The sequence below is a fragment of the Sporosarcina sp. NCCP-2716 genome, assembly GCF_023707985.1.
Taxonomy (GTDB): Bacteria; Bacillota; Bacilli; order Bacillales_A; family Planococcaceae; genus Sporosarcina.
The window spans coordinates 311,776-337,892 of the sequence record NZ_BRCF01000002.1 but is presented as its reverse complement, the minus strand read 5'-3'; the positions used below and the strand labels follow the sequence as shown (position 1 = coordinate 337,892).

The window sequence follows — 26,117 nt, the reverse complement described above, 5'->3', positions numbered from 1 at the left end:
ATTCCCGCGGCTGACCGCTCAATTCGTACCGCCAAGCGATCAATTTCCGCGGCTGACCGCTCAATTCACATAGCGAAACGTCTAACCATCACACTAATAGGACAAGCGACCCACCACTCGCTGTCCGTCTAACTCTTTAATTCTGATTATTCGGCATTATTTCTTCGTTCCCCGGCGTAAACTTGCTATACTGGAGAAAAGTTGAAAGGGTGTGCTGCTGTAATGGGTTCCAAACGATTCGTGAAACAGGCATTTCTCGCAGCTGCGATAGTCGGGATTGCGGTCCTGCCGATTGCGTATGAGCAGACGATTCCCGTACTGACTGCATCAGCTGCGTTCGTGACGCCGTCGGCCAAGCCGAACGTGGCGCTGTCGAAAAAACTGGACGTGCTGCTGGCCGATCCGAAACTCAAGGGAGGCATCACCGGAGTAAGCGTCAAGAAAGCGGATACAGGAGATGTGCTCTATTCGCACATGGCGGACATCCGTCTGCGGCCGGCGTCCAACATGAAACTGCTGACAGGAGCAGCGGCGCTCGACGTCCTCGGACCGGATCATCGGTTCTCAACGGAAGTCGTGACGGCCGGCCAGCAGAAAGGCCCTGTCCTGAAAGGGGACGTCTACTTGAAAGGGAAAGGGGATCCGACCTTGCTGGAGCGGGACCTCATCGGCTTCGCCAAAGAGCTGAAGCAGCAGGGGATCCGTAAAATCCAGGGCGATTTGTATGCAGATGACACGTGGTTCGACGATGACCGGTATTCGCAGGATCTGAACTGGTCCGACGAATTCAACTACGTCGGCGCCCAAGTGTCGGCGCTCAACCTGTCTCCGAACGAGGACTATGACACAGGGACGGTCATCGTGGAAGTGAAACCGGGAGCGAAATCAGGGGCGGCGCCTGCGGTCACGCTGACCCCGGCCACCGGAACGTCCGTCATCGTCAACGAAGCGAAAACCGTCGCGGCGGACGGCAAGAAGTCGATCTCCATCCATCGGGAACACGGTACGAACCGGATCATCGTGGAAGGGACGATCCCCGTCGGCGCGTCCAGCTCGCGATCGTGGACGGCTGTCTGGCAGCCTTCCGAAATGACATTGGACGTCTTCCGGAACGCACTGACAGCGGAAGGCATCCAAGTGCTCGGAAAAAAAGGGCTGCAGCGCGGAACAGCACCGGCTGATGCGCAGGTGCTTGCGGTAAAGGAATCCATGCCGCTGAACGAAATCTACATTCCTTTCATGAAGCTGAGCAACAACGGACACGCCGAAATGCTCGTGAAGGAAATGGGCCGGGCGGTGAAAGGGGACGGCAGCTGGTCGGCGGGCCTTGCGGTCATGGCCGATACGCTGGAACGTCTCGGAATCCCGAAGAATACAGTCGTTCTGCGGGATGGCTCCGGCATGTCGCATAAGAACCTCGTCTCGTCCGACACATTGACCGGCCTTCTCATCCGTGCCCAGAAGGAGCCGTGGTATCCGGCTTTCCGTGAATCCCTCCCGCTTGCCGGCGAGAGCGATCGAATGGTCGGCGGCACGCTGCGGAACCGTCTGGCTGGTGATATGACCAAAGGGAAAGTGGCAGCGAAGACAGGCTCCATCACAGGGGTCTCCACACTGTCCGGCTATGCAGAGACGAAAAAGGGGACACCGGTCGTCTTCTCGATCATGATCAATAACTACATCACCGGTCCGGTTACGCCGATTGAGGATGCAATTGTGAGCGCCATCGCAGAATCCGATTTGTAAATACGAAAGGCAGACAATCCGCTATACGCGGCTGTCTGCCTTTTTCAATGGGTCCGATTCACTTTCGTCTCCAAGTCGAAGAGCCTTACTTTAATAGCCCTGAATTCCTGTTCGATCTCCTTCTTGTCATTCAGCCGCTGTTCCGTCTGAACCTCAAATTAACCACCAATGCCTGTCAGGGAGCGATCTACTTTATCGAATCGCATGTCGGCTTCGTTAAAGCGCTGATCGACCTTATTGAAACGCTGATCAACTTCATGGAACCGTTCGTTCATTTCAACACGCAGATCAGTTAATCCTGTTTTCAAATCAGCAACGTCACCCTTTAACGCGCCTACGTCACTCTTCAAACCACCAACGTCATTCTTTACGTCCCGTACATCCGCCGTAAGATCCACAAGCAATTGCAGAATTTTCTCCTCCATCATGCCAGCTCCCTTCGACCGCTTAGTACCCACAGTATATAACGCCGGATCGTGAATGTCCAACGAAAAGGAACGTTTGTTCCCGTACGTTTGCTTCCTAGAAGCAAAAGGTTTTATTTCAGCATGACATACGCCAAATGGCGCCCGGCCTGCTTATCCTGGCGGTAAGAGAACCCGTCTTCGCTCAAATACGTGCACATCGGATCGACCGTAATACAGCCGGACGGGATGCCGGCACGTTCGCATTGGGTCTTCACCGTCAGCTTGTTGTCGATATGGTACTTGCCGGTCGCTTCGTTGTATTCGATGAAGTCCTCCGCGTAGCCGAGGGCCTGAAAGCGGTCTCGTACGTCGCGGTCCACTTCGAACTTCCCCTGGCTGAGCGCTGGGCCGATGTATACATGGAACGCTTCGGGCCGGCACTGTTCGTTCCCGATCAGGTGGCAGAGAAGTTTCGGAGTGATCTCCTTCACTGTCCCCTGCCAGCCGGAGTGGACGACCGCTGCGATGCCGGCTTCTTCATTGACAAGGATGACCGGAACACAGTCCGCCATGAAGCCAGCGAGGACAATGTCCGGTTCAGTTGTGTACAGGGCGTCCGTGTCGGGGATGGCATCGGCTTGCGAAAGTGCCCCCCGTCCGCGGTCCGCTGCGGTCACTTTGTAGAAGTTCGCACTGTGCGTCTGGTTTGCACAGACCATATCTTGCGCGCGGCGGCCGAGCGAGTTGAGAAGGTCCGCACGATTTGTGAGCACGTCGGACGGCGAAATGCAGGCGTGGAGCGCCATATTGTTCTCTTCAGGGAACGTGCTGTCCCGCAGCGTAATGCCGCCGGACCAGTTCCTATCCGTTTCGATTGTTTTCGTTTTCATCATCATCACCTATCTTCACTATACTGAAATCCACCAGCCGCAGCCAGATGGAAAAGTGCCTAACTTTCCGTGGATGACACAATGGAAAAGAAGACCGCATGGCTCGCGGTCTTCCGGTGTTTACATGTTGTTCCGATACGGCAGATACGGCTGGATCGGGGTGTTAATGATTGAAACCGGTACTTCGAGCGCGGTCCCCATCTGGATTTCGTAAGGGGTCTCGATGTGATTGGCCGCTCTCAGTTCGTCTGCCGTGATGCCGTAATTGGCGGCAATCGACTCCAGGCTGTCACCGGCTGCGACTTGGTGGTTCGTCCGGATTTTTTCGACTCTGCAGGCTGCCTGTTTGAACAGCGGCTGCTTGGAGAGCGGATCTACATGATCGACGGTCAGTTCGTTGGCCGCCTCTTTCTTATCCCAGTTGCCGAAATGGAACGGGACGAAGACGAGTCCGGGCTGGACGGCGGTCCCTACGCGTGCGGGCACTTCGATTTCACCACGCGGGGATGTGATGCGGACGACTTCCCCTTCGACGATGCCCATCTCTTCAGCGTCCTGCTCGTTGATTTCCACGTAGCCGTGCTGGGCGGCCATATGCAGGATCGGTGAACGGGCTGTTTTCGTCCGCGTATGCCAGTGCCAGACGAGACGGCCAGTCGTCAGCCAGGTCGGGTACTCATCATTCGGCTGTTCGTACGGCGGGATATAACGGGTCGGCTGGAGGATCGCCCGGCCGTTCGCCCCGATTTCGGTGTATTCCTCTTTGGTCAGCGCCCGTCCTGTCAGCTGGTCTTTGCTGAATGTCTGCGCGTCGTCCGGTTTGGTGTGGAACTTGAAATCCGAGTAAAGCCGCGGCGTGCCTTCCGATTTTTCATCCGGCACAGGCCAGCGCAAGCCGTTCTCATTCTCGAGACGGTCATACGTGATGCCGGTCATATCACACGGCCGGCCTTTCGAGACACGTTTGAACTCTTCGAAACACGCTTCGGGCGTCGAGTACTGGATGAGCGGCTGGCCGTCCTTGTCCGTGAACTTCATCCGTTCTGCAAAGTCGAGCAGGATTTCGAAGTCGCTCTTCACGCCTTCAGGCGGCTCGATCGCTTTCCGGAGGACGTTGATGGTCCGGTCCGCGTTTTCCATCGTCCCTTCCTTTTCTCCCCACAGGGCTGCGGGCAGGATGACGTCCGCCACGGCGGAGGTCTCCGTCAGGAACGGATCTTGGACGATGACGAATACACTTTCCAATGCCTTCCTCGCACGCTTCCTGTTCGGCAGGGAGACCATCGGATTCGTTCCGATGTTCCAGAACAGCCCGACTTTCCCTTTCTCGATGAGTGAAATGATATCCTCGATCGATTTCTCCGGACCTGCCGGCAGGCGCTCTTCCTCCACATTCCACAACTCCGCCATCTCTTTCAAATGGACGGGGTTCGTCGGATTGCGGTGGGCCGGATAGGTGCCGACGCCGCCCGCCGTCCGGTTTGCGGAAGAACTCGGCTGCCCGGCCATATGCAGCGGTCCGCTTCCCGGCTTGCCGATCAGCCCGCGGATCAGGTGCAGGTTGTTGATGGCCACACAGGAGGTGGTCGCATTGCCGCTCTGGTAGGCCCCTTGGAGAGTCGTCGTGACGAGTGACGATGTCGAGCCGAGAACGTCCGTCAGCTGGCGGAGTTTGTCGAGCGGCACGCCTGTCAGTTCGGCCGTCTGCTCGAGCGTCCATCCGTCGACCGATTCTTTCATCTTCTCAAAGCCGACTGTATGGTTTTCGATGAATTCCCGGTCCAGTTCGCCGTTTTGCAGCACAGCATTGACGATGCCGTTCATGAGCGGGAGGTTGGCACCCGGTTTCAGCGGGATGTGAAGGTCCGCTTCTCTCGCAGTCATCGTCTCCCGCGGATCCACTACTATCAGATACGGCTTGCCCGTCCGCTGTTTCCGGTCCATGATACGCTCGAAGAAGACGGTTCCGGTTTCGGCAGGATTATGGCCGAACAGCATGAGCACGTCGGTCTTGTCCACGTCGTCGAATGAGGCGGGTGTGCCGTCGGCGCCGAATGACTGCAGCAGGCAGAACTCGGTAGTAGCCGTACAGAGACGGGTGTTCGCGTCGAGCAGATGGGTCTGCAGGCCGGCACGCCCAATCTTCGCTGTCGTATAGTAATCTTCCAGGAAGCCCTGTCCGGTCGAATAGAAGCTGATGCTGTTCGGACCGAGTCTGTCGAGTGACTCCCTCGCTTTTTCCGCGATCAGTGCCATCGCCTCTTCCCACGAAGCCTTCTCCAGCTGGCCGCTGGCGTTCCGGATCATCGGGGACGTCAGCCGGTCGGGTGCCTGGTTCGCCTGCCATTGGTTCTCTCCTTTAGGCCCGAGTCTCCCGCGGTTCGTCGGATGGGCCCCGTTTCCTTTGATGCCGACGATCTGGTCGTCTTTCACCGCGACGTAGCAGCCGCAGCCGATCGAGCATATGTTGCACGTGCTGTACACCCATTTGTCAGGGTCTCCCTGGCTGTAGACATTCTGGTCGATCCGTTCTTCTTGCCAAGCCATGTTATGCGCCTCCTTCTTGTACTGCGGGTAAGTAAAATGACGGAATGACATATTTGACAGCCATGTAGCCGTACGCGGATTCCAGCAGTTGTGCTGCTTCCTGCAGGTTTCCATGCATGCTCTTCATCAGCGGTCCGAGCTTCTCCTGTATGGCTTGGGAGGGGTCGGGCATCCACGTGACAGCACGCTCCCATGATTCGTAGAACGGCATGGAGACCTCGTTTGCATGATAGACATGGGTGCAGGCATTCTTGAACGAGGCAATGGGCGGGTGATCCTGTCCTTCCGTTTCCGAGACGAGGGTGCGGAGTGCGGACTGCTGGTCTGTCAGCGTCTGCTTCAGCAATACGAGCAATGGATGATCATACGTGCCGATCAGTTCGATCGCCTGTGCGTTCGCAGACTCCGAGTCGCGGAATAAGTTATCCACTTGATTGGACAATGGAAATCCTCCTTTTGAAAAAAGTCAATTAGTATTAGTAGTACCACTCCTAAAATCAGATAAACAACTATTCTAACAATTCTTTGGAAAATAGAATGGAAAGGGTGTATTTGTACGGGCGAGGGGAAGAATAGAGGAAAGAGAGCAAGGGAATTGACAGAGATAGTGCACTGTACTATTGTAAGATAATATATTTCCTACTAAGCTTATAGGGATTATTCGATAACTGAAAAAGGGGATGCTGATAAATGAAAGCGATCTGGAAACGGTATGCATCCGCATCATTGATCTTAAAAATTACGATCGCCCTGATCCTCGGGATTCCAGCGGGTCTGCTTCTCGGTGAACAGGCAAAGGTGCTGGCACCTTTCGGCGATCTTCTCATCCGGCTGCTCACCTTCCTCATCATCCCGCTCATCCTGTTCACCCTCATCGTCGGTGTGAACCAGACGACCATCAGCAATCTGGGCCGGATGGGAGGCAAGGTCTTTCTCTACTACACGCTCAGTTCCGCTGTCGCCATCACGGTCGGTCTCGCGGTCGCTTCGCTTTTCCAGCCGGGGCAGGGGATGCAGCTCGGCGGCAATGAGTCGTTCGACGTGCCGGACAACCCCGGCATCGTGAACGTGCTCCTGAATATCGTTCCGTCGAACATCGTGACCGCTTTCACGGAGATGAACCTGCTTGGTATCATCTTCACGGCGCTTGCGTTCGGCATCGCAATTTCCGCTTTGCGCAGTTCGGAGAAGACGGAAGGGCTTGGTGAACACCTGCTGAAATCGGTCACAGCGCTGAATGAAGCATCGCTCCTCATCCTGAAAGCGATTCTCCAGTATGTCCCGATCGGCGTGTTTGCAATCATGGCGAAAACGGTCGGCAGCCAGGGAATCCATACATTAGTGGAGCTCGGCGGCATGATCGGCGTGTTCTACGTCGCCCTGATTGCGCAAATCATCCTGTACACCGTGGCCATGTTGCTGTTCAAAGTCAACCCTCTGAACTTCTTCAAGCATACGAGGACGCCGATCGCTACTGCGTTCGTCACACAGAGCAGTGCCGGGACGCTGCCGCTGTCGCTGAAAGCGGCCCGTGACATGGGCATTCCGCGCAGCCTGTACGGGTTCAGCCTGCCGCTCGGTGCCACGGTCAATATGGACGGGGCGGCGATCCGGATTGCCGTGTCGGCCGTATTCGCAGCGAATATCGCCGGCACCCCGCTGTCACTGACCGATATGATGATGGTCGTGCTGATCGGCACGCTCGCGTCCATCGGTACAGCTGGTGTGCCGGGAGCGGGAATCGTCATGATCGCGACTGTCTTCGTCCAGCTCGGCCTGCCGATCGAAGCGGTTGCGCTGCTGACGTCCATCGATGCGCTGGTAGGGATGGGAGCCACCGCGCTTAACGTGACAGGGGACCTCGTCGGCACGTCATTGATCGGAAAATCAGAGGAAAAGAAGAGGGCATTTGCGGAGGAAGGACAAGGAAACATCCGCACGTGACCTCGTACGGAAAAAGAGCGGCAGCAGGGTGTGCAATACGCATTCCCGCGGCCGCTTTTTTTGCTGCTGTCCTTGACTTCACTCAATCTATGGCAGAAAATTGAACAGAGTCATATCCTGTTGAACGTGCAGTCAGACGGCTGCTCAGCAACTGAGACAAAAGGTGAGGAGGACAGTTCTTATGAATACAAGCACGACAAAGACAGAACGTCCATCTTCGGCAGAACGGACGCTTTTGCTCATTGCCATCATTGTTATCGGTTTCAACTTACGGCCGGCGATCACGTCGGTCGGACCGCTGCTCGGAACGATCCGCGACGAACTCGGACTGTCCAACTGGAGCGCCGGAATGATCACGAGCCTGCCGCTCATCGCATTCGCAGCGATGTCCACTGTCGCTGCCCGCTTCGGCAATAAATACGGCAACATGAGGATGATCCTGTCGGGGCTGTTCTTCCTGACAGCCGGCATCATCCTGCGCTCGGTGCCCTATATGCCGCTGCTGTTCATCGGTACAGCGCTGATTGGGGTCGGCATCGCGCTGATGAACGTGCTTCTCCCGGCGTTCCTGAAAGAGAAATTCCCTCGCAAAGTCGGACGGATGACGAGCATCTATTCGACGGCGATGTGTGTATTTGCAGCGGCTGCATCGGGTGTGTCGATCCCGCTTGCGACCGGTGCCGGTCTCGGATGGGAACTCTCCCTCAGCTCATGGGTGCTGCTGTCGGCCGGTGGTGCGGTACTTTGGATCATCGTCATGGAGAAAGAGCAGCCGGCGCCTGAAGACGAGATGAAAGTGTTCGTCGCTGCCAAACGGAAAGGGTTGTTCGGTTCGCTGCTCGCCTGGCAGGTGACGCTGTTCATGGGACTGCAGTCGTTCGGGTTCTACACGCTGGTCTCGTGGCTGCCCCAGATCCTGATCGACGCCGGGTTCTCCCCGTCCGCTGCCGGCTGGACGCTGTCGGTTGCACAGATGGTCAGCATCCCGTCGACATTCGTCGCACCGCTGCTTGCGGAGAAGTTCCGCAACCAGTCTGGGATTGCCGGGGCGGCGGGACTCATGTATGCTCTCGGCTATGCAGGCCTGCTAATCGGAGGCTCTTCCGCCTTCCTGGTCGGGTCCAGCATGCTGATCGGACTGGCGTCAGGGGCCACCATCAGTCTGTCCCTCGCACTTCTAGGCATGCGGTCGAGAGACGGCCGCCAAGCTGGGCAGCTGTCGGGCATGGCCCAATCAGTCGGCTATCTGCTGGCAGCGACCGGTCCTTTGGCGATTGGCCTGATCTACGACATGACCGGCAGCTGGACTGTGCCGCTCGCTGTCCTCGTCTTCGTCTGTGTCGTGATGACAATCGCCGGCATCGGGGCCGGACGCGACAAATACGTCAGCGAGCCGTTCACCGATGAAGCCTGAAAATGAACGTTTGCCAATGAATCCATACTAACAGGACAGGGAAGGGGAATCGCCATGAAGCTCGATCGGCTGCGTCAGTCATTTAAAGAACTCGGTGCATTCACAGACAAAGGGGAAGGCATCAACCGGCTCGCCTATACGGAAACGGAGCGCAGAGCCCGTCAGCATATGATCCGGCAGTTCGAACAGATCGGCATGACTGTACGGACCGACTATGCGGGCAATGTGATCGCCCGGCGTGACGGAAAGCAGGACGAACTGCCCGTCGTCGCCACCGGTTCCCACATCGACTCTGTCTACGCAGCAGGGGAATTCGACGGGACGGCGGGTGTCCTTGCCGCCCTCGAAGTCATGCGTTCGCTTCAGGAGGAAGGGATCGAGACCCGTCATCCGATCGAAGTCATCATCTTCGCCTGCGAGGAATCCGCCCGCTTCGGCGCGTCGACCCTCGGCAGCAAAGCGATGTCCGGCCGGCTCGACCCGGCATATACCCGCTCGCTGACCGACAAGAACGGCGTGACGCTCATGCAGGCATTCGAAGACAATGGCCTGAACTTGGAGGAAGTCCACTTGGCGATGCGGTTCCAGGACGAATTCAAAGCGTTCGTCGAGCTCCACATTGAACAGGGCCCCGTCCTCGAAAAGCAGGGGACGGCGGTAGGAGTCGTATCGGCCATCGCGGCTCCGGCACGGTATCACGTCCACGTTGGCGGCACGGCGGATCACTCCGGCACGACGCCGATGGACTACCGCCATGACGCCCTGCTCGGCGGTGCGGAAATCGCGCTGGCCGTCGAACAGGCCGCCTTGGCTGAACTGGAATATGGTACGGTCGGTACGGTCGGTGTGTTCTCAATACAGCCCGGCGCCATGAACGTCGTGCCGAGTGCTGCGGAGCTTGACGTCGATATCCGAGGAACCGACACGGAATCCCGGCAGCGGGTTGTCACTGCCCTCGAGCAGGCGGTCAGCCGGATTGCAGAAGCACGCGGACTGGACATCTGGATGGATGAAATCTCCAGCGAGGAGCCTGTACAGATGGATGAGGATCTCGTCGAGGAATTGAAAGCCGTCTGTGAGGAACGTGGAATTACGTGGCTGGAAATGGCGAGCGGCGCCGGACACGACACGATGAACATGGCTCGCTTCTGTCCGGCTTGCATGATCTTCGTCCCGTCGAAAGACGGTCTGAGCCACAACCCGGCAGAATATACGTCCATGGAACAGCTGTTGACAGGCGCCGAAGTGCTGCGCGACCTGCTGCTGAAACAGGCGGTTGTCTGCTGAAGACCGGCGAACTCAATAGGATCCCATGAAAAAACCGGTCAGCGCACGTATGCTGACCGGTTTCGTTATATTCTGTATGAACTCACTTTGCGAACGGATCTTTATGATCATACTGGTTGTTGTGGACGGTATCGCTGCGGAGATAGGCAAGGATATCATCGACGATCTCGATGCCGTTTTTCATCGATTCCTGTTCCTGCAGCGTCGTGTTCTGCCCCGGGTAGAGCACTTGGTCGAACCCGGGAGCCGGTTTGACTTCGTTCAATTCCTTCATCATCCCGGATATATTTTGTCGGAACAGGTCAGCACTAGTGAAGGCGCCCGGGTCGATGACGATATGCAGCTGCCCGAGTTCACGGCCGGCTGTCAGGTCATGATACATGGACGACACGTGCTTGCCGAACGGCAGGCCGAGCAGGACGCCTGACAGGATATCGACCATCATCATGAGGCCGTAGCCTTTCGGACCGGCGATCGGCAGCAGGCCGGTCACTTTGAACGGATCGGTCGTCGGCACGCCGTCTGCGTCGACCGCCCATGTGTCGGGGATCGATTCGCCTTTCGAGCGCGCATGCAGGATCTTTCCCCAAGCCTGGACGCTCGTCGCCATGTCGAAGATGATTTTGTCATCCCCTTTGCCTGGAGCTGCGAAAGCAAGCGGATTCGTACCGAAATAGGGCTCCGCTCCGCCGAACGGGACGACCATCGGATCTGATTGACAGAGCGAGATGCCGATCATCCCGGCTTCCGCTGCCTGCTGGACGAAATACGACATCGCACCGCTGTGGCTCATACGGCGGATACCGACAACGGCTGTCCCGTTTTCGCGTGCCATGCCGATCGCATGCTCCATCGCTTCTTTCGCCGCCACATGTCCCGCACCGTTATCCGCATCGAGCACCGCGGTCCCCGGCGTCGTTTTCGTGAATTTGAAGTCCGGATCCACCGTGATACCGCCTTTCGCGATGCGTTCCGCGTAATACTCCGTCCGCATTGCGCCGTGCGAGTGGATGCCGCGTGCGTCGGCATGCGCCAGCACGTCCGCGACGATTTCGGCGTGTGACGGCTGGAGCCCGGCTTTCTCCAGTTTACGGGCCATCAGTTCTTTCAATTCTTCATACATCACTATCATTGTCTACACTCCTTCTGGCATCAGCTGCCGGATCGTTCACTTCATGGCAAAGCGTTGTTTCAGGAATTGAATCGTTCTCTCGACAGCACGGACAGAATCCGGGTCGTCCATATCCGCGTCAAAGTTGTGCTGTCCTCGCGGGATGGTCAGCAGCTCATTGTACACACCGAGCGCGTCCAGCTTTTCTTTCATGGCAAGTGATTCACTATACGGCACATCTTCATCTGCATCCCCGTGGATGAGGAGGGTGGCGGGGTACTGTGCATCGGCCAGCTGCACAGGGGCATAGCTGCCGAGTTCCGCTGCATCCCCAGCGAGTTCCTCACCTGCGACCCAGTCCAGCCACGTACCGGACTGGCGGCAATATAGGTAGATCGCATATCGCTGCTGGATCGGCGCGGCGGCGATCGCAGATGGTTTCACGAGCTGATCAGCGAGCAGTTTCGGAACAGCCGGCATACCCGTAAAGTGAGGGCTCGGCTTGCGGTACCAGTCACCGGTCACTTGTCCGTATCCATAGAAGGACACGATTGCATCCGGTCTGACGGCGAACGTGCCCGCGAGCAGAGCCAAATACCCGCCTGCCGAGCCGCCGACTGCAGCCACGCGTTCCGTGTCATAGTCGAACTGCGCGGCCGCTTCCCCTTTCACCCATTTGAACAACTCCCCGATGTCTTCCCGGATACCCGGCAGTTTCGTCTCTGGCGCAAGCCGGTAGTCAACGGACAGCACATTGAAACCCGCTTCGTTATAGCGGGCGATCTGCTGCTTGTTCATGTCTTCTTTCGTCCCCCAGATCAGACCGCCGCCGTGGATATACACGAGCAGCGGAGCCTTCGGAGCCGAAGCCGGATGGAGGGCCGCTCCGATGCTGCATCCATCCGCTTCGCGGTATACAAATGTTCCAGCCATACTGCATCCTCTTTTCCAACTCGTTCTTTCAAATTAACGTGCATTTTACATTGCTTCTTCGGTAAGTTCCTCTCCATGTTACGACACGAACCGGCAGGAATACAGCAATCCATTCAATCTTTTACGTTTTTGTAATGTTCGGCTCCCGGATTTTATTCGTCTGCAATACGCGTTACAGTACAATGGTTATGGATATAATAAAACCAGCTGTCGTACAGTTTTGTGATTGGTTTTTAGGGAATCACATTCTAACGTAGGTGCGCTGATTTTAAAAATTTACTTTAGGGGTGATTTTTGTGCTTCATACGATTATCAAGAAGAACTCGTACCAAGACTCCATCAACCTGATGCTGCTGACGAACTCGGTATCGACGATGGAAGGTCTCAACAAAGTGCAGATCATGATGGCTACACCAGCGAACAAAGACATCTTCAAGGATGCCGGTCTCCACACTGATGAGCTGGAAGCAGCGGAATCGAACGACATGGCGATTGTCATGGATACGGACGACGCTGGCATGGTGGACAAAGTGCTCGAAAAAGTCGATCAGTACTTGAAGGACCAGTCGATCAGCAACAAGAAACAAGGATTCGAAACTGTCCGTACATGGGACAAAGCAGTCGACGCACTGCCGAATGCAAACGTTGCGATGATCTCCGTACCTGGACAATATGCAGCAGACGAAGCGGACAAGGCATTGGACCGCGGTCTTCATGTGTTCATGTTCAGTGATAACGTATCAGTCGAAGACGAACTCCGCCTGAAAAAGAAAGCGCACGAAAAAGGTCTGCTCGTCATGGGGCCGGACTGCGGAACAGGAATTCTGGACGGCGTGCCATTCGCGTTCGCGAACGTCGTCAGCAAAGGGCGCATCGGTCTTGTCGGTGCATCCGGTACAGGGATCCAGGAAGTATCGACGATCATCGACCATCTGGGTGAAGGGGTCAGCCACGCCATCGGTACAGGCGGACGCGACCTGAAGGATCCGATCGGTGCGATCACGATGATGGACAGCATCCGTGCGCTCGAGAACCACAGCCAGACGGAAATCATCACGATCATCTCGAAGCCGCCTGCAGAGCATGTGCGGAACGAAGTGATGGAATTGCTCCAGAGCCTCTCGAAGCCGGTTGTAGCCGTATTCCTCGGTGAAAAACCGACTGAATACGTCGGCAACGTCTACCAGGCGTATACGCTTGCTGAAACTGCCCATATCGCAGTGGACCTGGCACGCGGCAACGAAGTGAAGCCGGATTACAACTCAGGTGACTTCACAGTGGAGAACACGAACTTGAAAGACGGCCAGAAGACACTGAAAGGTCTCTATTCAGGCGGTACGCTCGCATCAGAAGCGGCAGTCCTCATTTCGGACGCTCTCGGCCTCGGCACACATATCAAGAACGAAGAAGGGTACGTCCTGAAACACGAAGGTCACGAAATCGTCGACCTCGGTGACGATAAATATACACAAGGCAAGCCGCACCCGATGATCGATCCGGAAACCCGCTCGAAATTCATCGAACAGGCCGGTGCAGATGCATCGACAGCGGTCATCCTGCTCGACTTCGTACTCGGCTACGGTTCGCACGACGACATGGCAAGCGCACTGCTCCCTTCCATTAAGAAGGCGGTGGCTGCAGCGGAAGAAGACGGCCGCACACTCCATGTCGTGGCAACTGTCTGCGGTACGAAGAATGATCCGCAAAGCTACGACGGCCATGTCAAAGAGCTGAAAGAAGCCGGTGTCATCGTCAAAGAAACAAACAACGAAGCCGTCCGCACAGCACTTAACATTGTCGGCCTGCACGTTGAAGATAACGAGAAGAAACACGTGGAAGGCGGAAAGTCTGACAAGAAATTCGACCTTTCCGTATCTGACGACATTGCATCTCTCGTATCGGAACGCCCGCGTGTCATCAACGTCGGCTTGAAAGGCTTCACGGAAGCATTGGAAGACACAGGAACACAGTTCGTCCAGTACGACTGGCGTCCGGTTGCCGGCGGGAATGCCCGCATGGCGAAAATCCTCAGCTTGCTGAAGTAATGCCCGCGTCAAGTGAATGTGAGGTCCGGTTCCGTTTTCCGGACTGGACCTTCTCCATGCAGATGGAGACATCTGTAAATACGATGAATGAGGTGGAACGGTTATGAATTACAAGTCAATGGATGAAGCGAACAAAGCAGTCATCGACAAAATCACGGGATCGGCACCATTCCTGGTGGACGTTGTCCCTGCAAAAGACAAGATCAAAGAACTGAACGATGGCAAAGTCCTGCTGCATGCAGGTCCTCCTATCAAGTGGGAAGACATGACAGGCCCGATGCAAGGTTCTTGTATCGGTGCATCCCTTTACGAAGGCTGGGCATCTTCTCCGGAAGAAGCTGAAAAGCAGCTCGCTGGCGGAGAAGTGACATTCATCCCCTGCCACCATGTGAATGCTGTCGGGCCGATGGGCGGGATCACGTCTGCCAACATGCCGGTATTTGTCGTAGAAAACCGCACAGACGGCAACGAAGCATACTGCATCATGAACGAAGGAATCGGGAAAGTACTGCGTTTCGGTGCGAACTCCCAAGAAGTCATCGACCGTCTGAAATGGATGCAGAACGTCCTCGGACCAACAATCGCCAACGCATTGAAATTGACGGAAGACGGCTTGAACCTGAACGTCATGATCGCTAAAGCGATCACGATGGGCGATGAGTTCCACCAGCGTAACATCGCGGCGTCCCTCATTTTCCTGAAAGAGATCAGTCCGTACATCGTCCAGTTGGATATGGACGAAAAAGAACGCAAGGACGTCATCCAGTTCCTTGCGGATACGGACCAGTTCTTCCTGAACGTCATGATGGCGACTAGTAAAGCGGTCATGGATGCTGCGCGTCAGATTCAGGACGGTACTGTCGTAACAGCAATGTGCCGGAACGGTAAAGACTTCGGGATCCGCATCAGCGGAATGGGCGACGAGTGGTTCACTGCACCTGTCAACACGCCGCAAGGTCTGTTCTTCACCGGCTTCTCTCAAGAAGACGCTAACCCGGACATCGGTGACAGCGCAATCACGGAAACATTCGGTGTCGGCGGTATGGCAATGATCGCAGCACCAGGTGTTACCCGTTTTGTAGGTGCGGGCGGCTTCGACGACGCACTGGCAACAAGCAATGAGATGGCGGAAATCTGTATTTCCCATAACAGCAACTTCACGATCCCTACATGGGACTTCCAAGGGGCATGCCTCGGCATCGACGCCCGTAAAGTCGTCGAAACAGGCATCGAACCGGTCATCAACACAGGAATCGCCAACAAAAAAGCAGGATTGGGACAAGTGGGCGCAGGAACTGTCCGTGCACCGAAAGAGTGTTTCGAAAAAGCATTGGAAGCCTATGCCGTGAAGCTTGGCTTGATCTGATGAACCGGCCGTCAGGAACAGGATCCGTTTTGCAGGCAGAGGGATACGAACAGCGCATTCCTCTGCTGCTTTCTGCGCATACGGAGGGCACTGTGCACAGCGTCTTCCAGAACGGAGCCAATATCCGGATGGGGGACTGGCTGTTCTTCATAGGAACTGCGAAGAACGGCCAGCTGCCCTTCGGTGTCCATCTCTCCGGCGGTGACTTGTATGGACTTTTGCAAACGATCGATCAGGACGACCGGGTCACTTGGAAGCCTGAATCCCGGAAACTCATTTTCGGCAGCACAGGATGGGCAGTAACGCTTGCAGAGTCAACTCCCTTTCAATGGCCGCTCACCGGACGACCGGTTCCGGCGGATGTATTGAGGGACAACTTGACGATGCTCGCGTCCATCCTTCTGGCCCAGCCGATGACGACCGGGCTCGGCATCGAAGTCGGGGAGTTTTTGTCTGCCTATCTGGAGGACGCCCCGCCTGCCGGGAAGACCGATCAGCGCATACGGGAACTGATTGCAGCCGTGCAGTCAGCTGACGAAACCGGCATCGAAGCGGTCCTCCGGTTCTTTTTAGGACGGGGACAGGGACTCACCCCGTCAGGAGACGACCACCTTGTCGGCCTTCTGTCGATCGACAAAGCAGCGGATATCCTGTCGGGAGAAATGCGCAGTGTCCTCCGCAGTCTCGTGGAGATCGAACAGCTGACGACGGATATCGGACGGGAGTATCTGCTGTACGCACTGGACGGGGATTTCACCTCGACAGTCGTCAGGGCGGCTTCCGCATTGACAGAGAAGACGGATATTTATATGCTGAAACCACTGCTGTCGGAACTGATCGATATGGGACACAGTTCTGGTATCGATACAGTTTTCGGCATGTTGCTTGGATTATTAGCGCTAAGGAGGAAACAGGAATGTCAGAAAAAGTAGTAATCGCACTTGGGGGAAATGCCATCCTTCAGCCTAAACAGGAAGCGACATATGAAAACCAGCGTGAAAATGTACGGATCAGCACGGAAATCATCTCCAAGATCGTAGCGAACGGGCATACAGTTATCGTGACACACGGCAACGGCCCGCAAGTCGGCAACATCCTCCGTCAGAACGAGGAAGCGAAAGATGTCGTCCCTGCCCTACCGCTGGATGTGTGCAGCGCGGAATCCCAAGGGTTCATCGGTTACATGATGGAACAGACACTGAAGAACGAACTGACGAAACTCGGCCAGGACCGCCAAGTCGTCAGTATGCTTACACAGACAGAAGTGGACCGCAACGACCCTGCTTTCGAAGACCCTTCCAAGCCTATCGGCGTATTCTACTCGGAAGAAGAAGCGAAAGAACTCGCCAAGGAAAAAGGCTGGGACGTCAAAGAAGATGCTGGCCGCGGCTGGAGACGTGTCGTCGCTTCACCGAATCCGAAGTCGATCCTCAGCTCCGAGACTATTAAGATGCTGACAGACAACGAAGTCATCGTCATCGCTTCGGGCGGCGGCGGGATTCCTGTCGTGCGCGAAGAAGACGGCAGCCTGACAGGCATCGAAGCAGTCATCGACAAAGACCGCAGCGCCTTCCGTCTGGCGGAAGAAGCGAAAGCGGACGTCCTGATGATCTTGACGGACGTCGATAACGTTTACGTGAACTATGGCAAACCGGATCAGAAAGCACTCGGATCCATCAAGCTCGAAGAAGCGAAGAAATATGCAGACGAAGGTCAATTCTCTGCAGGCAGCATGGGACCTAAAATGGAAGCGGCCATGAAGTTCGCTGAAATGGGCGGCCGTGCGATCATCTGTTCACTCGGACAGGCAGATTTGGCTGTCGAAGGAAAAGCAGGCACGCAGATTACAAAATAATGCAATCCGAGGTATTGGCCGGCGTCGCAAGACGAGGCCAATACCCTTTTACTATTCCTGCTCCAATTCATGTTTACATAAGGCGCCGGAAGTGAAGAGGAAGGAGGGGAGACTGGATGAAAAAAAGAAAATCCCGTTCATTTCGTAAAGAACTCATCTATTCGTTTTTGACAATCGGCCTGGCAACCATCATTTCTCTTGGGATTTTCCAGTTTTTCCAGCTCTCTTCCCTCATTAAGGACAACAAGGAAAGCCAGACGAAAGTGACGGAGTTCCTGGAAGACAACATTGACAGCTATATGGAACAGCATGGCCGCGTCATCGAGACGATGTCCGCCGCAATCGCCCCTTACCTCGAGCAGGGAGACACGCAAAAGATCGAAGAAAGTCTGAGGGACATCAAAGTCAACTACCCCGGATTCGTGAATTTGTACGTCGGAGACAAGAATGGGAAGTCGCTCGTGTTCTACCCGTCCGTCTATACGGACGGGGTGACCCGGGAGCATCTGGACTTCAGTGACCGGTCCTACTACAAGGAACTGCTCGATACGAATCAGCAGGTCGTCTCCCACGTCTTCCACGGAAGAGGTGGGACGGACACCCTTCTCGTCGCCATCGTGTCCCCGATATTCAACACGGAAGGGAAGATGCAGGGGTACATTCTCGGTGCCATCGATCTGCATGTACTGGAAAAGTATATTTCGACCCGTATCTCGGGCGAAGCGAGCTATGCGGTCCTGCTGGATCAGGATAACAATGTCATTGTCCATCCGGACGTCGACACGAGGACCGACATGGTCAACATGACGGACTCCAAAATCGTCCAGTCTATCAATGCGAATGACGGAGACACTGTCAAGAGTTTGTCGATTCAAGAAGAAGGCCGGGAGAAAGAGTTCATCACGTATGCGAAGACGCCCGATCTCGGCTGGACGGTCTGGATCGCCAATCCGTCCACACATATCACCAAACCGCTCCGGGAAGCGGCAGGCACCATTTTGTGGTTCATCCCGCTGACAGCCCTTTTTGTCGTCCTGGCGAGCCTTTTCCTGACGACCCGGCTGGAACGGACGATCCGCAACCTGCTGGACACCATCAAGCGCTATTCCGCCAGCTATAAGACGAATCAGCCTGTCAAAATTGCGGAACGGATCGAAGGGCCGCAGGAAATGACCGATCTGCTGTCCCACTTCAATGACATGCTGTATGAGATCGGCACGAACCGCGACCAGCTGATCGAACTGAACACACGGCTCGAAGGGCGGGTGCAGGAACGTACAGCCGACCTCGAACGGCGCAATGCCGAACTGCAGGCCGTGAACCAGCTCATCACCCCGGTTTCGTCGAAAATGGATGTCTCGCACTTCATCCAGCTGTGCTTGAAAAACATCGAACCGACCGTTCCGTTTTCCGTGCACATCTGGTTCCGTGAGCTCGCTGTCACAAAGGAAGAGATCTATACGGATGAAAGCCTCCAGCAATACTTGGAGCAGCACGTCCAGGGATCGAACCATCATATGGAGCCGATCGTCCTCGACGGCCTGCCGAACGGGTATCTGATCATCGATCTTCAGGAAGGGCAGACGATCGAAGCGAAAGAGCAGTCGTTCCTTCAGACGTTCTCGCGGTCACTCGCCATCATGCTGCAGAACAAGCTGCTGTTCGAGCAGTACAGAAACAAACACGCGGAACTCGATGCCGTGCTGGAAAGCATGTCGGAAGGGATCATGCTCCTGAACAACAATTACGAGATCGACTACGTGAACGAATTCTTCCTCAATGTCATCGACGGGGAAGAGACCGGCATCCCGCTGCAGCTGCTCTCCGACGTCTTCCGCCGCATCAACGAGCTGTTCGAAGTGAGTGCAGAAGAACTGACTGCTTTCTTCGAGGAAGACAAGAGCGACTTGAAACTGGAGTACAAAACGAACGCCGGGGACACGGATTTCTACATGCTGCATAAGTTTTCCGTCGTTTCGGACGATAATAAAATCGGACTCGGCCTGCTCATCCGGGACATCACGAAGGAAGAAGAGATCGACACGCTGAAAAACAACCTGATCTCCCTGACGTCCCATGAGTTCAAGACGCCGATCACGAACATCCGGGGAAGCGTCGAGACACTGCTTCGCGACGATGTTGAGTGGGAAGCGGAATTCCAGCATGAACTGCTGGAAGGGGTGCACGAAGACATCGAACGGATCCAGCATCTCGTCGATGACTGGATGGACATTTCGAAGATCGAGTCCGGCTCGATGTATATCGAACGCAACATGGTCAGGGCCAATCACGTCATCGAGAAATCGATCGAACTCGTGCCGCTGGCGCTGAAAGAGGATGCCGTGCTCGAGTTCCACAACAAAGCGGCGGAGTATCTGTTCTTCTATGCCGACAAAACGCGTGTCCAGCAGGTGCTTGTCAACCTGTTCACGAACGCCCTGCGGTATAATGACTCGGCGCATAAGCGGATCGATATCGTGCTTGAAAAGCAGGAGGACTATCTGACGATCGCCGTCTCTGACAACGGCATCGGCATCTCGAGAGAACATCTGCAGAAGATCTTCAACCGTTTCTACCAAGTCGATGTCACAGCAACACGCCGCTCAGGAGGCACGGGTCTCGGCCTGTCGATCTGCGAAGGGATCATGGAGGCGCACGAAGGGAAGATCGAAGTCAGGAGCACGCCGGGGGAAGGCAGTACGTTTACACTTTACTTTCCGTTAAGAGAGGGGTCGTAAGGGATGAAGCAGAAAATATGTGTGGTGGATGATGAAGCGAAGATCTTACGTTTCATCTCGGCGAATTTGCGCTCGGTCGGGTATGAGGTCGTGACTGCAGATTCCGGAGAAGAACTGCTGGAGAAGTATGACCTCATCTCTCCAGATTTGATCCTGCTTGACATCATGATGCCGGGGAAAGACGGTTTCTACGTACTGGAAGAGCTGCGCAAGTTCTCCCACACGCCGATCATCATGCTGACCGCGCGGAGCAACCCGAAAGACAAAGTGAACGGCCTGAACCTGGGTGCTGACGATTACTTGACGAAGCCGTTCTCCCTCGACGAACTGTTTGCACGGGTGAACGCCGTCTTACGGAGGAGCCAGCCCGCCCTTTCGGAAGGGGCATCCGGCGCCTCTTCCGTCATCGAGACCGGCTCCCTGCAGGTCGATGTCGGCAGCAAGCGGATCTGGATCGAAGAGGAAGAGCTGAAGCTGACCCAGACGGAATTCTCACTCCTTGAGATTCTTGCGCTCAACCTCGATAAAGTCGTCCAGCACGAAACGCTGCTGTCTGAAGTGTGGGGTCCCCAGTACCGCGATGACGTCGAGTATTTGCGGGTAGGCATTGCCCGGATCCGCCGGAAGATCAAAGAGCGGCTGAAGGAACCGGAGGAGTATATCATCACCTATCCCGGTCTCGGCTATATGCTGAAGAGCGTCGCAGCCCCTAAGTGAGCGGCACCGCCGTTTATATCCCGTCATCATACATGAAAGGCGGGCAGCGGGATAAGCTAGGCAGAGGAGAATGGGATTCTGTCCTGCCGGGACGCAAGGTCAAAAAGTAATTGTCGAAATTTAATGTTTTGGCAAGGTTCCCGTATTTGATTTTATTCGTCTGCAATGCGGTCTGCCGTATGATACCAATGTAAGGTAAATGATCATTTTACTGAAGTACCAATTATAGAAAAAAGAGGAGGAACTCTCGATGGCAAAGCAAGTGCATGATACCGGCGAGAAAAAAGAACTGATTCCGTATTGGGTCAAAGCCGTTATCGTATTCTTCTTAGGTTGGGTCGCCATTTACGGCACCCGCGCAATCTTGAACCCGGTCATGGATGATATTCAGAACGAGTTCAGTCTGTCTGCCGGCCAGCTCGGTATGATCAGCAGTATATTCTTCATCGGTTACGCCGGATTGAACATCCCATCAGGAATTTTGGGTGACAAAATCGGTAAAAAGAAAGTGTTGGTCCCAGGTATTATTCTTTTCGGTCTGTTTGCAGCAATCGCTGGTACGATGCCGAACTTCGTTCTCTTCGTACTCATGTGGCTCATGGTAGGTGTGTTCCAAGGATTCTACTACGGTCCTCAATACGGACTGTCGTCTGAAGCGATTCCGGCGAAACATTTGACTGTCGGCTCCGCGATCATCAACAGCGGGATGGCATTCGGTCTTTCTGCAGGTTACTTCCTTTCAAGTTATACACTTGAAGCTGGCATGAGCTGGAGAGCGCCGTTCTACATCGTCGCGATCCCGGTCGTCATCGTCGGTCTCCTGATGTGGTGGCTCGTGAAGGAAAACCCGAAAGGCAAGGAAGAAAAGGCAATGCTCGACAATCAGGAAAAACTGAAATTGAGTGCATTGTTCAAGAACCGCAACTTGGTCATGTCGTATATCACCATCTTCTGTGCGATCTACGGATTCTTCGTAGTTGTTACATGGATGCCGTACTACTTGCAGCACGCCCGCGGCATCGAAGGAAGCGCTGTTGCGACAGTATCTTCACTCGTTCCTTGGGCAGCGATCCCAGGCTCCATCTTGTTCAGCTGGATTGCTGACCGTCTTGGTAAACGCCGTCCGGTATTGCTCGTCATGCTTCCATTGTCACTGATTTCACTCGTGTCGATCGTATTGTTCGACAATATGTATGTTCTTTACGCAGCATTGATCGGTTACGGTATCTTCGGTAAGATCAGTACTAACCCAGTACTTGTAGCTGTCGTTGCTGACAACGCACCGAAAAATGCATACTCCACATCATTCGGTGTCTATAACTTCATCGGGATGTGCGGATCCATCTTGGCTCCATACATCACTGGTTTCCTGACTGACGTTACAGGCAGTCTCAACATGGGCTTCTACTTCGCAGGCTTCCTGCTCGTGATCGGTACGATTTCAGCATCTTTGATCCGCGAAGACAACCGTCCGAACGTAGAAGGCGAGAAAGCTGTCGCTGGGGGCTGATCCCCGAGCGCAGGACCGTCCCTTTCATAGGGGGCGGTTTTTTCTGTTTCCCTCTATTATTCACAGCCAAGCGTTCTTTGCTATACTGGACGTATGACGAACTTAACTGCGTACCAACTCACTCAGTTGCATAGCAACGGTGTCTATACGACGGTGCCTGAGCATCCGCTCATCACGCTGGCTGCACTGCAGAATCAGGAGCATGTGGATGAATTCCTAACTGTCGTGCAGGCGGTCAGCGGCAGTCCGAACAAGACCGTCGCCGCTTCGTTCTTCATGAGACGATATGGCATGTTCACGGCGATGCAGCTCTGGCAGTTCATCTCGTATGAGGAGCTGTGGCACGGCCGTCCCGAAGAGCTCGTTTTTGGCGCAGTCGAGGAATTCGGCAATCGGACAGTCAGTGCCTTTCCGCTGCCGGAAGCATGGGGGGAAACCACTATGGGCGAACGGAATTCGGTTGTCCGCGGTTTGCTGCAGCAAATCCATTCGGTCATCGAGAGCCTCCGTTCCGTTTCGTCGATATCCGCAAAAGTCTTATGGGAGAACGTCTTCGGTTTCTGGCTCTGGCAGTTCCACGTCCTGATGCAGTCTCCGGAGACCGCCAAAGACGCCCGCCTCGTATTGGATTGTCTGAAGGAGGATGCCTCCTGGGAAGGGGTTGCCGGCTGTTCAGAGTTTGCCCGCTACCTGCAGGGATGTGAGCCGTCCCAGCTGCTGAATACGGTCGTCCGGAAGACGTGCTGCCTGTCCAAGGACGTCCCCGGCCTGATGCAGTGCGGGTTCTGCCCGCTCAAGAGATAAGGGGGCTCATTTGGAACGGAACGCAATGTATGATTGCTTCATGGAATACAAGGCGCCCATTGCCGCGCCGCTGTAGAAGAATCCCATGAAGATGCCGGCGGATAAGCTGTGCGGGTGGCTGATGAAAACCGAGAGAATGAGTGCCGTGGCCGTCGCCACAGTGGACAGCCAGGACGGCTTTACGCGGAAAAGCCATCGGGCGGCCAGGACGATTGCAATCGTGACGGGGACCGCCCAGAACGCGTCCCAGACGTTCGTGTGGATAGTTGGAAATTCAGTGAGCATTGCAGATCCTCCTTTTTCACACAGTATGGGATAGTTGAGAGGTCACTATACGATGAATGGAGAGATGGAGATGACACAGCAGCCAATGAAAGTGCGGGAATTAGGAATGATCATCGGGACATTGCCGACAGGTGTAAACAACTGCATTACGGACGTAGCGGGTGTGCAGGTCGGCCATGTCACGCTCGACAAACCCATGCCTGACGGTGAATACATCGCAACCGGCGTCACCGCTATCCTGCCGCATTCCGGCAACCTGTTCCGGGAAAAGGTGGCAGCGGCCAGTTATGTCATCAACGGCTTCGGTAAAACGACAGGGCTGATCCAGCTGGACGAACTCGGCATGCTCGAGTCTCCGATCATGCTGACGAATACGTTCAGTGTCCCGGCTGTCACGCAAGGCGCCTTGCGCTGGATGCTCGGGCAGACTCCTGAAATCGGCGATACGACAGGTACGCTCAATGTCGTCACAGGAGAATGCAACGACGGCCGTCTCAACTCCATCCGGCTGCTCGCTGTTACCGAGGAGCATGCCCGCCAGGCGATCGATGCCGCTTCCGCTGCACCAGCCGCTGAAGGGGCAGTCGGTGCAGGTAAAGGGATGATCTGCTTCGGGTACAAAGGGGGCATCGGGAGTGCTTCCCGCCGAATTGAACTGGAAACAGAGACATTCACGCTCGGCTGTCTCGTGCTGAGCAACTTCGGCAGGCGGGAGGACTTCGCAGCGGACCGGTACTGCCGGGGCGAAAAGACGTCCATGAACGATTTGCCGGAACCTGCTGACGGCTCGATCATGATCATCCTGGCCACGGACGCACCGCTCGACAGCCGTCAGCTGAAGCGCATCGCCAAGCGGGCCGGCGCCGGACTTGCGTGCACTGGCAGCCACTATAGCAACGGCAGCGGGGATATCGTTATCGTATTTTCGACAGCACATCGGTTCGCACACCAGTCAGAGGTGCCCGACGAACAGGTGCGGGTCCTGCGTGATGAACACCCTGTCATGAATACACTCTTCCAGGCAGCGGCCGAGGTGACGGAAGAAGCGATTTTGAATTCCTTGTCCCAGTCAGAAGAAACAACAGGACGAAATGGACTGACAGTCGTCCCAGCCCCGTTGCTTCCATGTTCCATGTGAAACATAATCCGACAAACTAAAAAAAGCTGTACCGCCGAGGAATCCCTCGCAGCGGTACAGCTTTTTTGAATTGCCTCTATCAGTTCCAGTGACCGCCATCGACCAATTTCTTCTTGCCGACGAAAGCATACGTCACAAAGACGATATTCAGGACGAGCATGACGATCAGCGCATAGAGTGCGGGCGTGTAGCTCTTCGTAATATCGAAAATATATCCATAGGCAGGGAGTGCGACAATCCCTGCAATGGCCAGACCAAGGGAAGCCGTCGAGTAGATCTGGCTGTATTCCCGGCTGCCGAACAGGCTCGTCGTCAATGCAGGTGCTAGCGTACCGACAGCATTCGATACTGTGAATCCGAACAAAGTAGTCGAAAGGATGATCATCATTTCGCTGTGTGTGCCGTACAGCAGACCGAAGACGGCGACGATTGCCAGCACCATTGCCAGGTAAATCGTATTCCGGGAGCCGATCTTGTCGACAAGATAACCGAGAGCAAGCGCGCCGAGAAGGACTCCGATCATATAACCGGCCATCGCATTCCCTGCAAAGATCGCATCGTAATGCTCAGGAAGTGACTGGATGTACGATGGGATGTGAATGGAGAAGCTGGCAATCGATACGGCCATCAGGAAGAACAGGAACAAGGCATAGAATGCGCCCGACTTCCGGGCAACCGCAAGCGTAATCCCTTTGTCAGCATCACTGTTCGCTGAGCTGTCTCTCTGCTCGACAGCTGTTTCCTCTTCAGCTCCGTACGGCATGACGCCGACAGCTTGCGGCGATTTACGGATCAAGAATAGGATGGTCGGCACGACGATGATAATCGCAGCCAGTCCTAATGAGATATAACCCGTCCGCCAGCCTGAATCCGCAATCGTGCGTCCTACGAGCGGCTGTGCGAGCGCGCCGAGGAGACCTTGCGAAGCCCCGATCAGACCGAGAGCCATCCCGTTTTTCTTCTTGAACCATTGGTTGACGAGTACAGGTCCTGCGATAACGGTCGTGAAGACACCGCCCACTGCGAGCGGAATCGAGAAGATGTACCAGCCCCACACGGAATTACTGAAGCCGAACGCCACGAAAGCGCCTGCCTGCAAAATCATCGCTGTGATGAGTACAGCACGTGTATCATACTTCGCCAGGATCTTACCGCCGATCGGCAGGAAGATCATCGTCACGATCGACGCGATACTGAAGTAAATCGTTAAGTTCCCGATTGAAATGCCCAAGTCCGATGTAGCACCGGGGATGAACAGACCAGCCGAGTTATTTAAAGCACCTTTCCCGATGCCGACAATAATACATAGTGCAACCAGTGTCCACCAAGCATAGTGTATCTTCTTCTTGGCCTTCGCCATAATGCCCCACTGCTTTCTGT

Annotated in this window: 21 protein-coding genes; 13 read left to right on the top strand and 8 right to left on the bottom strand. The window is 55.2% G+C overall.

Annotation, left to right across the window (positions count from 1 at the left end; genetic code table 11):
- The first annotated feature begins 222 nt into the window (after positions 1 to 222).
- Positions 223 to 1,746: a D-alanyl-D-alanine carboxypeptidase/D-alanyl-D-alanine endopeptidase gene (gene dacB, locus NFU03_RS05440; RefSeq protein WP_251636776.1), complete on the top strand. Its 1,524-nt coding sequence runs from the start codon at positions 223 to 225 to the stop codon at positions 1,744 to 1,746.
- 158 nt (positions 1,747 to 1,904) lie between these two features.
- On the opposite strand, the gene NFU03_RS05435 is transcribed toward dacB, so the two are convergent.
- The 4 genes from NFU03_RS05435 to NFU03_RS05420 all read right to left on the bottom strand — a co-directional run bounded on the left by NFU03_RS05435 (position 1,905) and on the right by NFU03_RS05420 (position 6,032).
- Positions 1,905 to 2,171: a hypothetical protein gene (locus NFU03_RS05435; RefSeq protein WP_251636774.1), complete on the bottom strand. Its 267-nt coding sequence runs from the start codon at positions 2,169 to 2,171 to the stop codon at positions 1,905 to 1,907.
- 113 nt (positions 2,172 to 2,284) lie between these two features.
- Positions 2,285 to 3,043 (bottom strand): peptidoglycan editing factor PgeF, encoded by a 759-nt coding sequence (pgeF, locus tag NFU03_RS05430; RefSeq protein WP_251636772.1) that lies wholly within the window; start codon positions 3,041 to 3,043, stop codon positions 2,285 to 2,287.
- 120 nt (positions 3,044 to 3,163) lie between these two features.
- Positions 3,164 to 5,590, bottom strand: coding sequence for a molybdopterin-dependent oxidoreductase (locus NFU03_RS05425; protein WP_251636770.1), 2,427 nt, complete (start codon positions 5,588 to 5,590; stop codon positions 3,164 to 3,166).
- Position 5,591: 1 nt separating this feature from the next.
- Entirely contained in the window at positions 5,592 to 6,032 is a 441-nt protein-coding gene (locus NFU03_RS05420; protein WP_251636768.1) for a hypothetical protein, read from the bottom strand.
- Between the two features lie 248 nt (positions 6,033 to 6,280).
- Between NFU03_RS05420 and NFU03_RS05415 the strand changes: the two genes are divergently transcribed.
- From NFU03_RS05415 to NFU03_RS05405, 3 genes are all read left to right on the top strand, one after another.
- Complete coding sequence (locus tag NFU03_RS05415) at positions 6,281 to 7,534, top strand: dicarboxylate/amino acid:cation symporter (protein ID WP_251636766.1); 1,254 nt, start codon at positions 6,281 to 6,283, stop codon at positions 7,532 to 7,534.
- 181 nt (positions 7,535 to 7,715) lie between these two features.
- The gene (locus tag NFU03_RS05410; protein ID WP_251636765.1) at positions 7,716 to 8,948 is read left to right on the top strand and encodes a CynX/NimT family MFS transporter; all 1,233 of its coding nucleotides are present in this window, start codon (positions 7,716 to 7,718) and stop codon (positions 8,946 to 8,948) included.
- Positions 8,949 to 9,002: 54 nt separating this feature from the next.
- Positions 9,003 to 10,235, top strand: coding sequence for a Zn-dependent hydrolase (locus tag NFU03_RS05405; RefSeq protein WP_251636764.1), 1,233 nt, complete (start codon positions 9,003 to 9,005; stop codon positions 10,233 to 10,235).
- An 82-nt stretch (positions 10,236 to 10,317) separates the two neighbouring features.
- On the opposite strand, the gene allD is transcribed toward NFU03_RS05405, so the two are convergent.
- Positions 10,318 to 11,367: an ureidoglycolate dehydrogenase gene (gene allD / locus NFU03_RS05400; RefSeq protein ID WP_251636762.1), complete on the bottom strand. Its 1,050-nt coding sequence runs from the start codon at positions 11,365 to 11,367 to the stop codon at positions 10,318 to 10,320.
- Between the two features lie 36 nt (positions 11,368 to 11,403).
- The gene (locus NFU03_RS05395) at positions 11,404 to 12,279 is read right to left on the bottom strand and encodes an alpha/beta hydrolase (RefSeq protein ID WP_251636761.1); all 876 of its coding nucleotides are present in this window, start codon (positions 12,277 to 12,279) and stop codon (positions 11,404 to 11,406) included.
- A 296-nt stretch (positions 12,280 to 12,575) separates the two neighbouring features.
- Between NFU03_RS05395 and fdrA the strand changes: the two genes are divergently transcribed.
- The 8 genes from fdrA to NFU03_RS05355 all read left to right on the top strand — a co-directional run bounded on the left by fdrA (position 12,576) and on the right by NFU03_RS05355 (position 23,314).
- Positions 12,576 to 14,324: an acyl-CoA synthetase FdrA gene (fdrA, locus tag NFU03_RS05390; protein ID WP_251636760.1), complete on the top strand. Its 1,749-nt coding sequence runs from the start codon at positions 12,576 to 12,578 to the stop codon at positions 14,322 to 14,324.
- Between the two features lie 103 nt (positions 14,325 to 14,427).
- The gene (locus NFU03_RS05385; protein ID WP_251636759.1) at positions 14,428 to 15,690 is read left to right on the top strand and encodes a YlbE family protein; all 1,263 of its coding nucleotides are present in this window, start codon (positions 14,428 to 14,430) and stop codon (positions 15,688 to 15,690) included.
- Positions 15,691 to 15,719: 29 nt separating this feature from the next.
- Positions 15,720 to 16,622 carry an oxamate carbamoyltransferase subunit AllH family protein gene (locus NFU03_RS05380; protein ID WP_251636757.1) on the top strand — a complete coding sequence of 301 codons (903 nt, stop codon included), beginning with the start codon at positions 15,720 to 15,722 and terminating at the stop codon, positions 16,620 to 16,622.
- Positions 16,607 to 17,545 carry a carbamate kinase gene (gene arcC, locus NFU03_RS05375; protein ID WP_251636755.1) on the top strand — a complete coding sequence of 313 codons (939 nt, stop codon included), beginning with the start codon at positions 16,607 to 16,609 and terminating at the stop codon, positions 17,543 to 17,545. Before NFU03_RS05380 ends, arcC begins: the two co-directional genes overlap by 16 nt.
- 116 nt (positions 17,546 to 17,661) lie before the next feature.
- A complete protein-coding gene (locus NFU03_RS05370) occupies positions 17,662 to 20,283 on the top strand; it encodes a sensor histidine kinase (protein ID WP_251636754.1) in 2,622 nt (873 codons plus the stop codon).
- Positions 20,284 to 20,286: 3 nt separating this feature from the next.
- Positions 20,287 to 21,000, top strand: coding sequence for a response regulator transcription factor (locus NFU03_RS05365; RefSeq protein ID WP_251636752.1), 714 nt, complete (start codon positions 20,287 to 20,289; stop codon positions 20,998 to 21,000).
- A gap of 250 nt (positions 21,001 to 21,250) precedes the next feature.
- Positions 21,251 to 22,510, top strand: a complete 1,260-nt coding sequence (locus NFU03_RS05360; protein ID WP_251636750.1) for an MFS transporter — start codon at positions 21,251 to 21,253, stop codon at positions 22,508 to 22,510.
- 93 nt (positions 22,511 to 22,603) lie between these two features.
- Entirely contained in the window at positions 22,604 to 23,314 is a 711-nt protein-coding gene (locus NFU03_RS05355; protein ID WP_251636747.1) for a hypothetical protein, read from the top strand.
- 6 nt (positions 23,315 to 23,320) lie between these two features.
- Here NFU03_RS05355 and NFU03_RS05350 read toward each other — a convergent pair whose 3' ends face one another.
- Positions 23,321 to 23,599: a hypothetical protein gene (locus NFU03_RS05350; protein WP_251636745.1), complete on the bottom strand. Its 279-nt coding sequence runs from the start codon at positions 23,597 to 23,599 to the stop codon at positions 23,321 to 23,323.
- Between the two features lie 70 nt (positions 23,600 to 23,669).
- Between NFU03_RS05350 and NFU03_RS05345 the strand changes: the two genes are divergently transcribed.
- The gene (locus NFU03_RS05345; protein WP_398289833.1) at positions 23,670 to 24,737 is read left to right on the top strand and encodes a DmpA family aminopeptidase; all 1,068 of its coding nucleotides are present in this window, start codon (positions 23,670 to 23,672) and stop codon (positions 24,735 to 24,737) included.
- 79 nt (positions 24,738 to 24,816) lie between these two features.
- Here NFU03_RS05345 and NFU03_RS05340 read toward each other — a convergent pair whose 3' ends face one another.
- Complete coding sequence (locus tag NFU03_RS05340; RefSeq protein WP_251636743.1) at positions 24,817 to 26,097, bottom strand: MFS transporter; 1,281 nt, start codon at positions 26,095 to 26,097, stop codon at positions 24,817 to 24,819.
- Positions 26,098 to 26,117 lie beyond the last annotated feature (20 nt).

Bases quoted from the DNA above. Each gene is read 5' to 3' on its own strand.
- NFU03_RS05425 (WP_251636770.1), bottom strand. From the start codon at position 5,590: ATGGCTTGGCAAGAAGAACGGATCGACCAGAATGTCTACAGCCAGGGA.
- NFU03_RS05350 (WP_251636745.1), bottom strand. From the start codon at position 23,599: ATGCTCACTGAATTTCCAACTATCCACACGAACGTCTGGGACGCGTTC.
- NFU03_RS05415 (WP_251636766.1), top strand. From the start codon at position 6,281: ATGAAAGCGATCTGGAAACGGTATGCATCCGCATCATTGATCTTAAAA.
- NFU03_RS05365 (WP_251636752.1), top strand. From the start codon at position 20,287: ATGAAGCAGAAAATATGTGTGGTGGATGATGAAGCGAAGATCTTACGT.
- NFU03_RS05340 (WP_251636743.1), bottom strand. From the start codon at position 26,097: ATGGCGAAGGCCAAGAAGAAGATACACTATGCTTGGTGGACACTGGTT.
- NFU03_RS05395 (WP_251636761.1), bottom strand. From the start codon at position 12,279: ATGGCTGGAACATTTGTATACCGCGAAGCGGATGGATGCAGCATCGGA.
- NFU03_RS05355 (WP_251636747.1), top strand. From the start codon at position 22,604: ATGACGAACTTAACTGCGTACCAACTCACTCAGTTGCATAGCAACGGT.
- NFU03_RS05370 (WP_251636754.1), top strand. From the start codon at position 17,662: ATGAAAAAAAGAAAATCCCGTTCATTTCGTAAAGAACTCATCTATTCG.
- NFU03_RS05435 (WP_251636774.1), bottom strand. From the start codon at position 2,171: ATGGAGGAGAAAATTCTGCAATTGCTTGTGGATCTTACGGCGGATGTA.
- pgeF (WP_251636772.1), bottom strand. From the start codon at position 3,043: ATGAAAACGAAAACAATCGAAACGGATAGGAACTGGTCCGGCGGCATT.
- arcC (WP_251636755.1), top strand. From the start codon at position 16,607: ATGTCAGAAAAAGTAGTAATCGCACTTGGGGGAAATGCCATCCTTCAG.
- NFU03_RS05360 (WP_251636750.1), top strand. From the start codon at position 21,251: ATGGCAAAGCAAGTGCATGATACCGGCGAGAAAAAAGAACTGATTCCG.
- NFU03_RS05410 (WP_251636765.1), top strand. From the start codon at position 7,716: ATGAATACAAGCACGACAAAGACAGAACGTCCATCTTCGGCAGAACGG.
- dacB (WP_251636776.1), top strand. From the start codon at position 223: ATGGGTTCCAAACGATTCGTGAAACAGGCATTTCTCGCAGCTGCGATA.
- NFU03_RS05345 (WP_398289833.1), top strand. From the start codon at position 23,670: ATGACACAGCAGCCAATGAAAGTGCGGGAATTAGGAATGATCATCGGG.
- NFU03_RS05405 (WP_251636764.1), top strand. From the start codon at position 9,003: ATGAAGCTCGATCGGCTGCGTCAGTCATTTAAAGAACTCGGTGCATTC.
- allD (WP_251636762.1), bottom strand. From the start codon at position 11,367: ATGATAGTGATGTATGAAGAATTGAAAGAACTGATGGCCCGTAAACTG.
- NFU03_RS05385 (WP_251636759.1), top strand. From the start codon at position 14,428: ATGAATTACAAGTCAATGGATGAAGCGAACAAAGCAGTCATCGACAAA.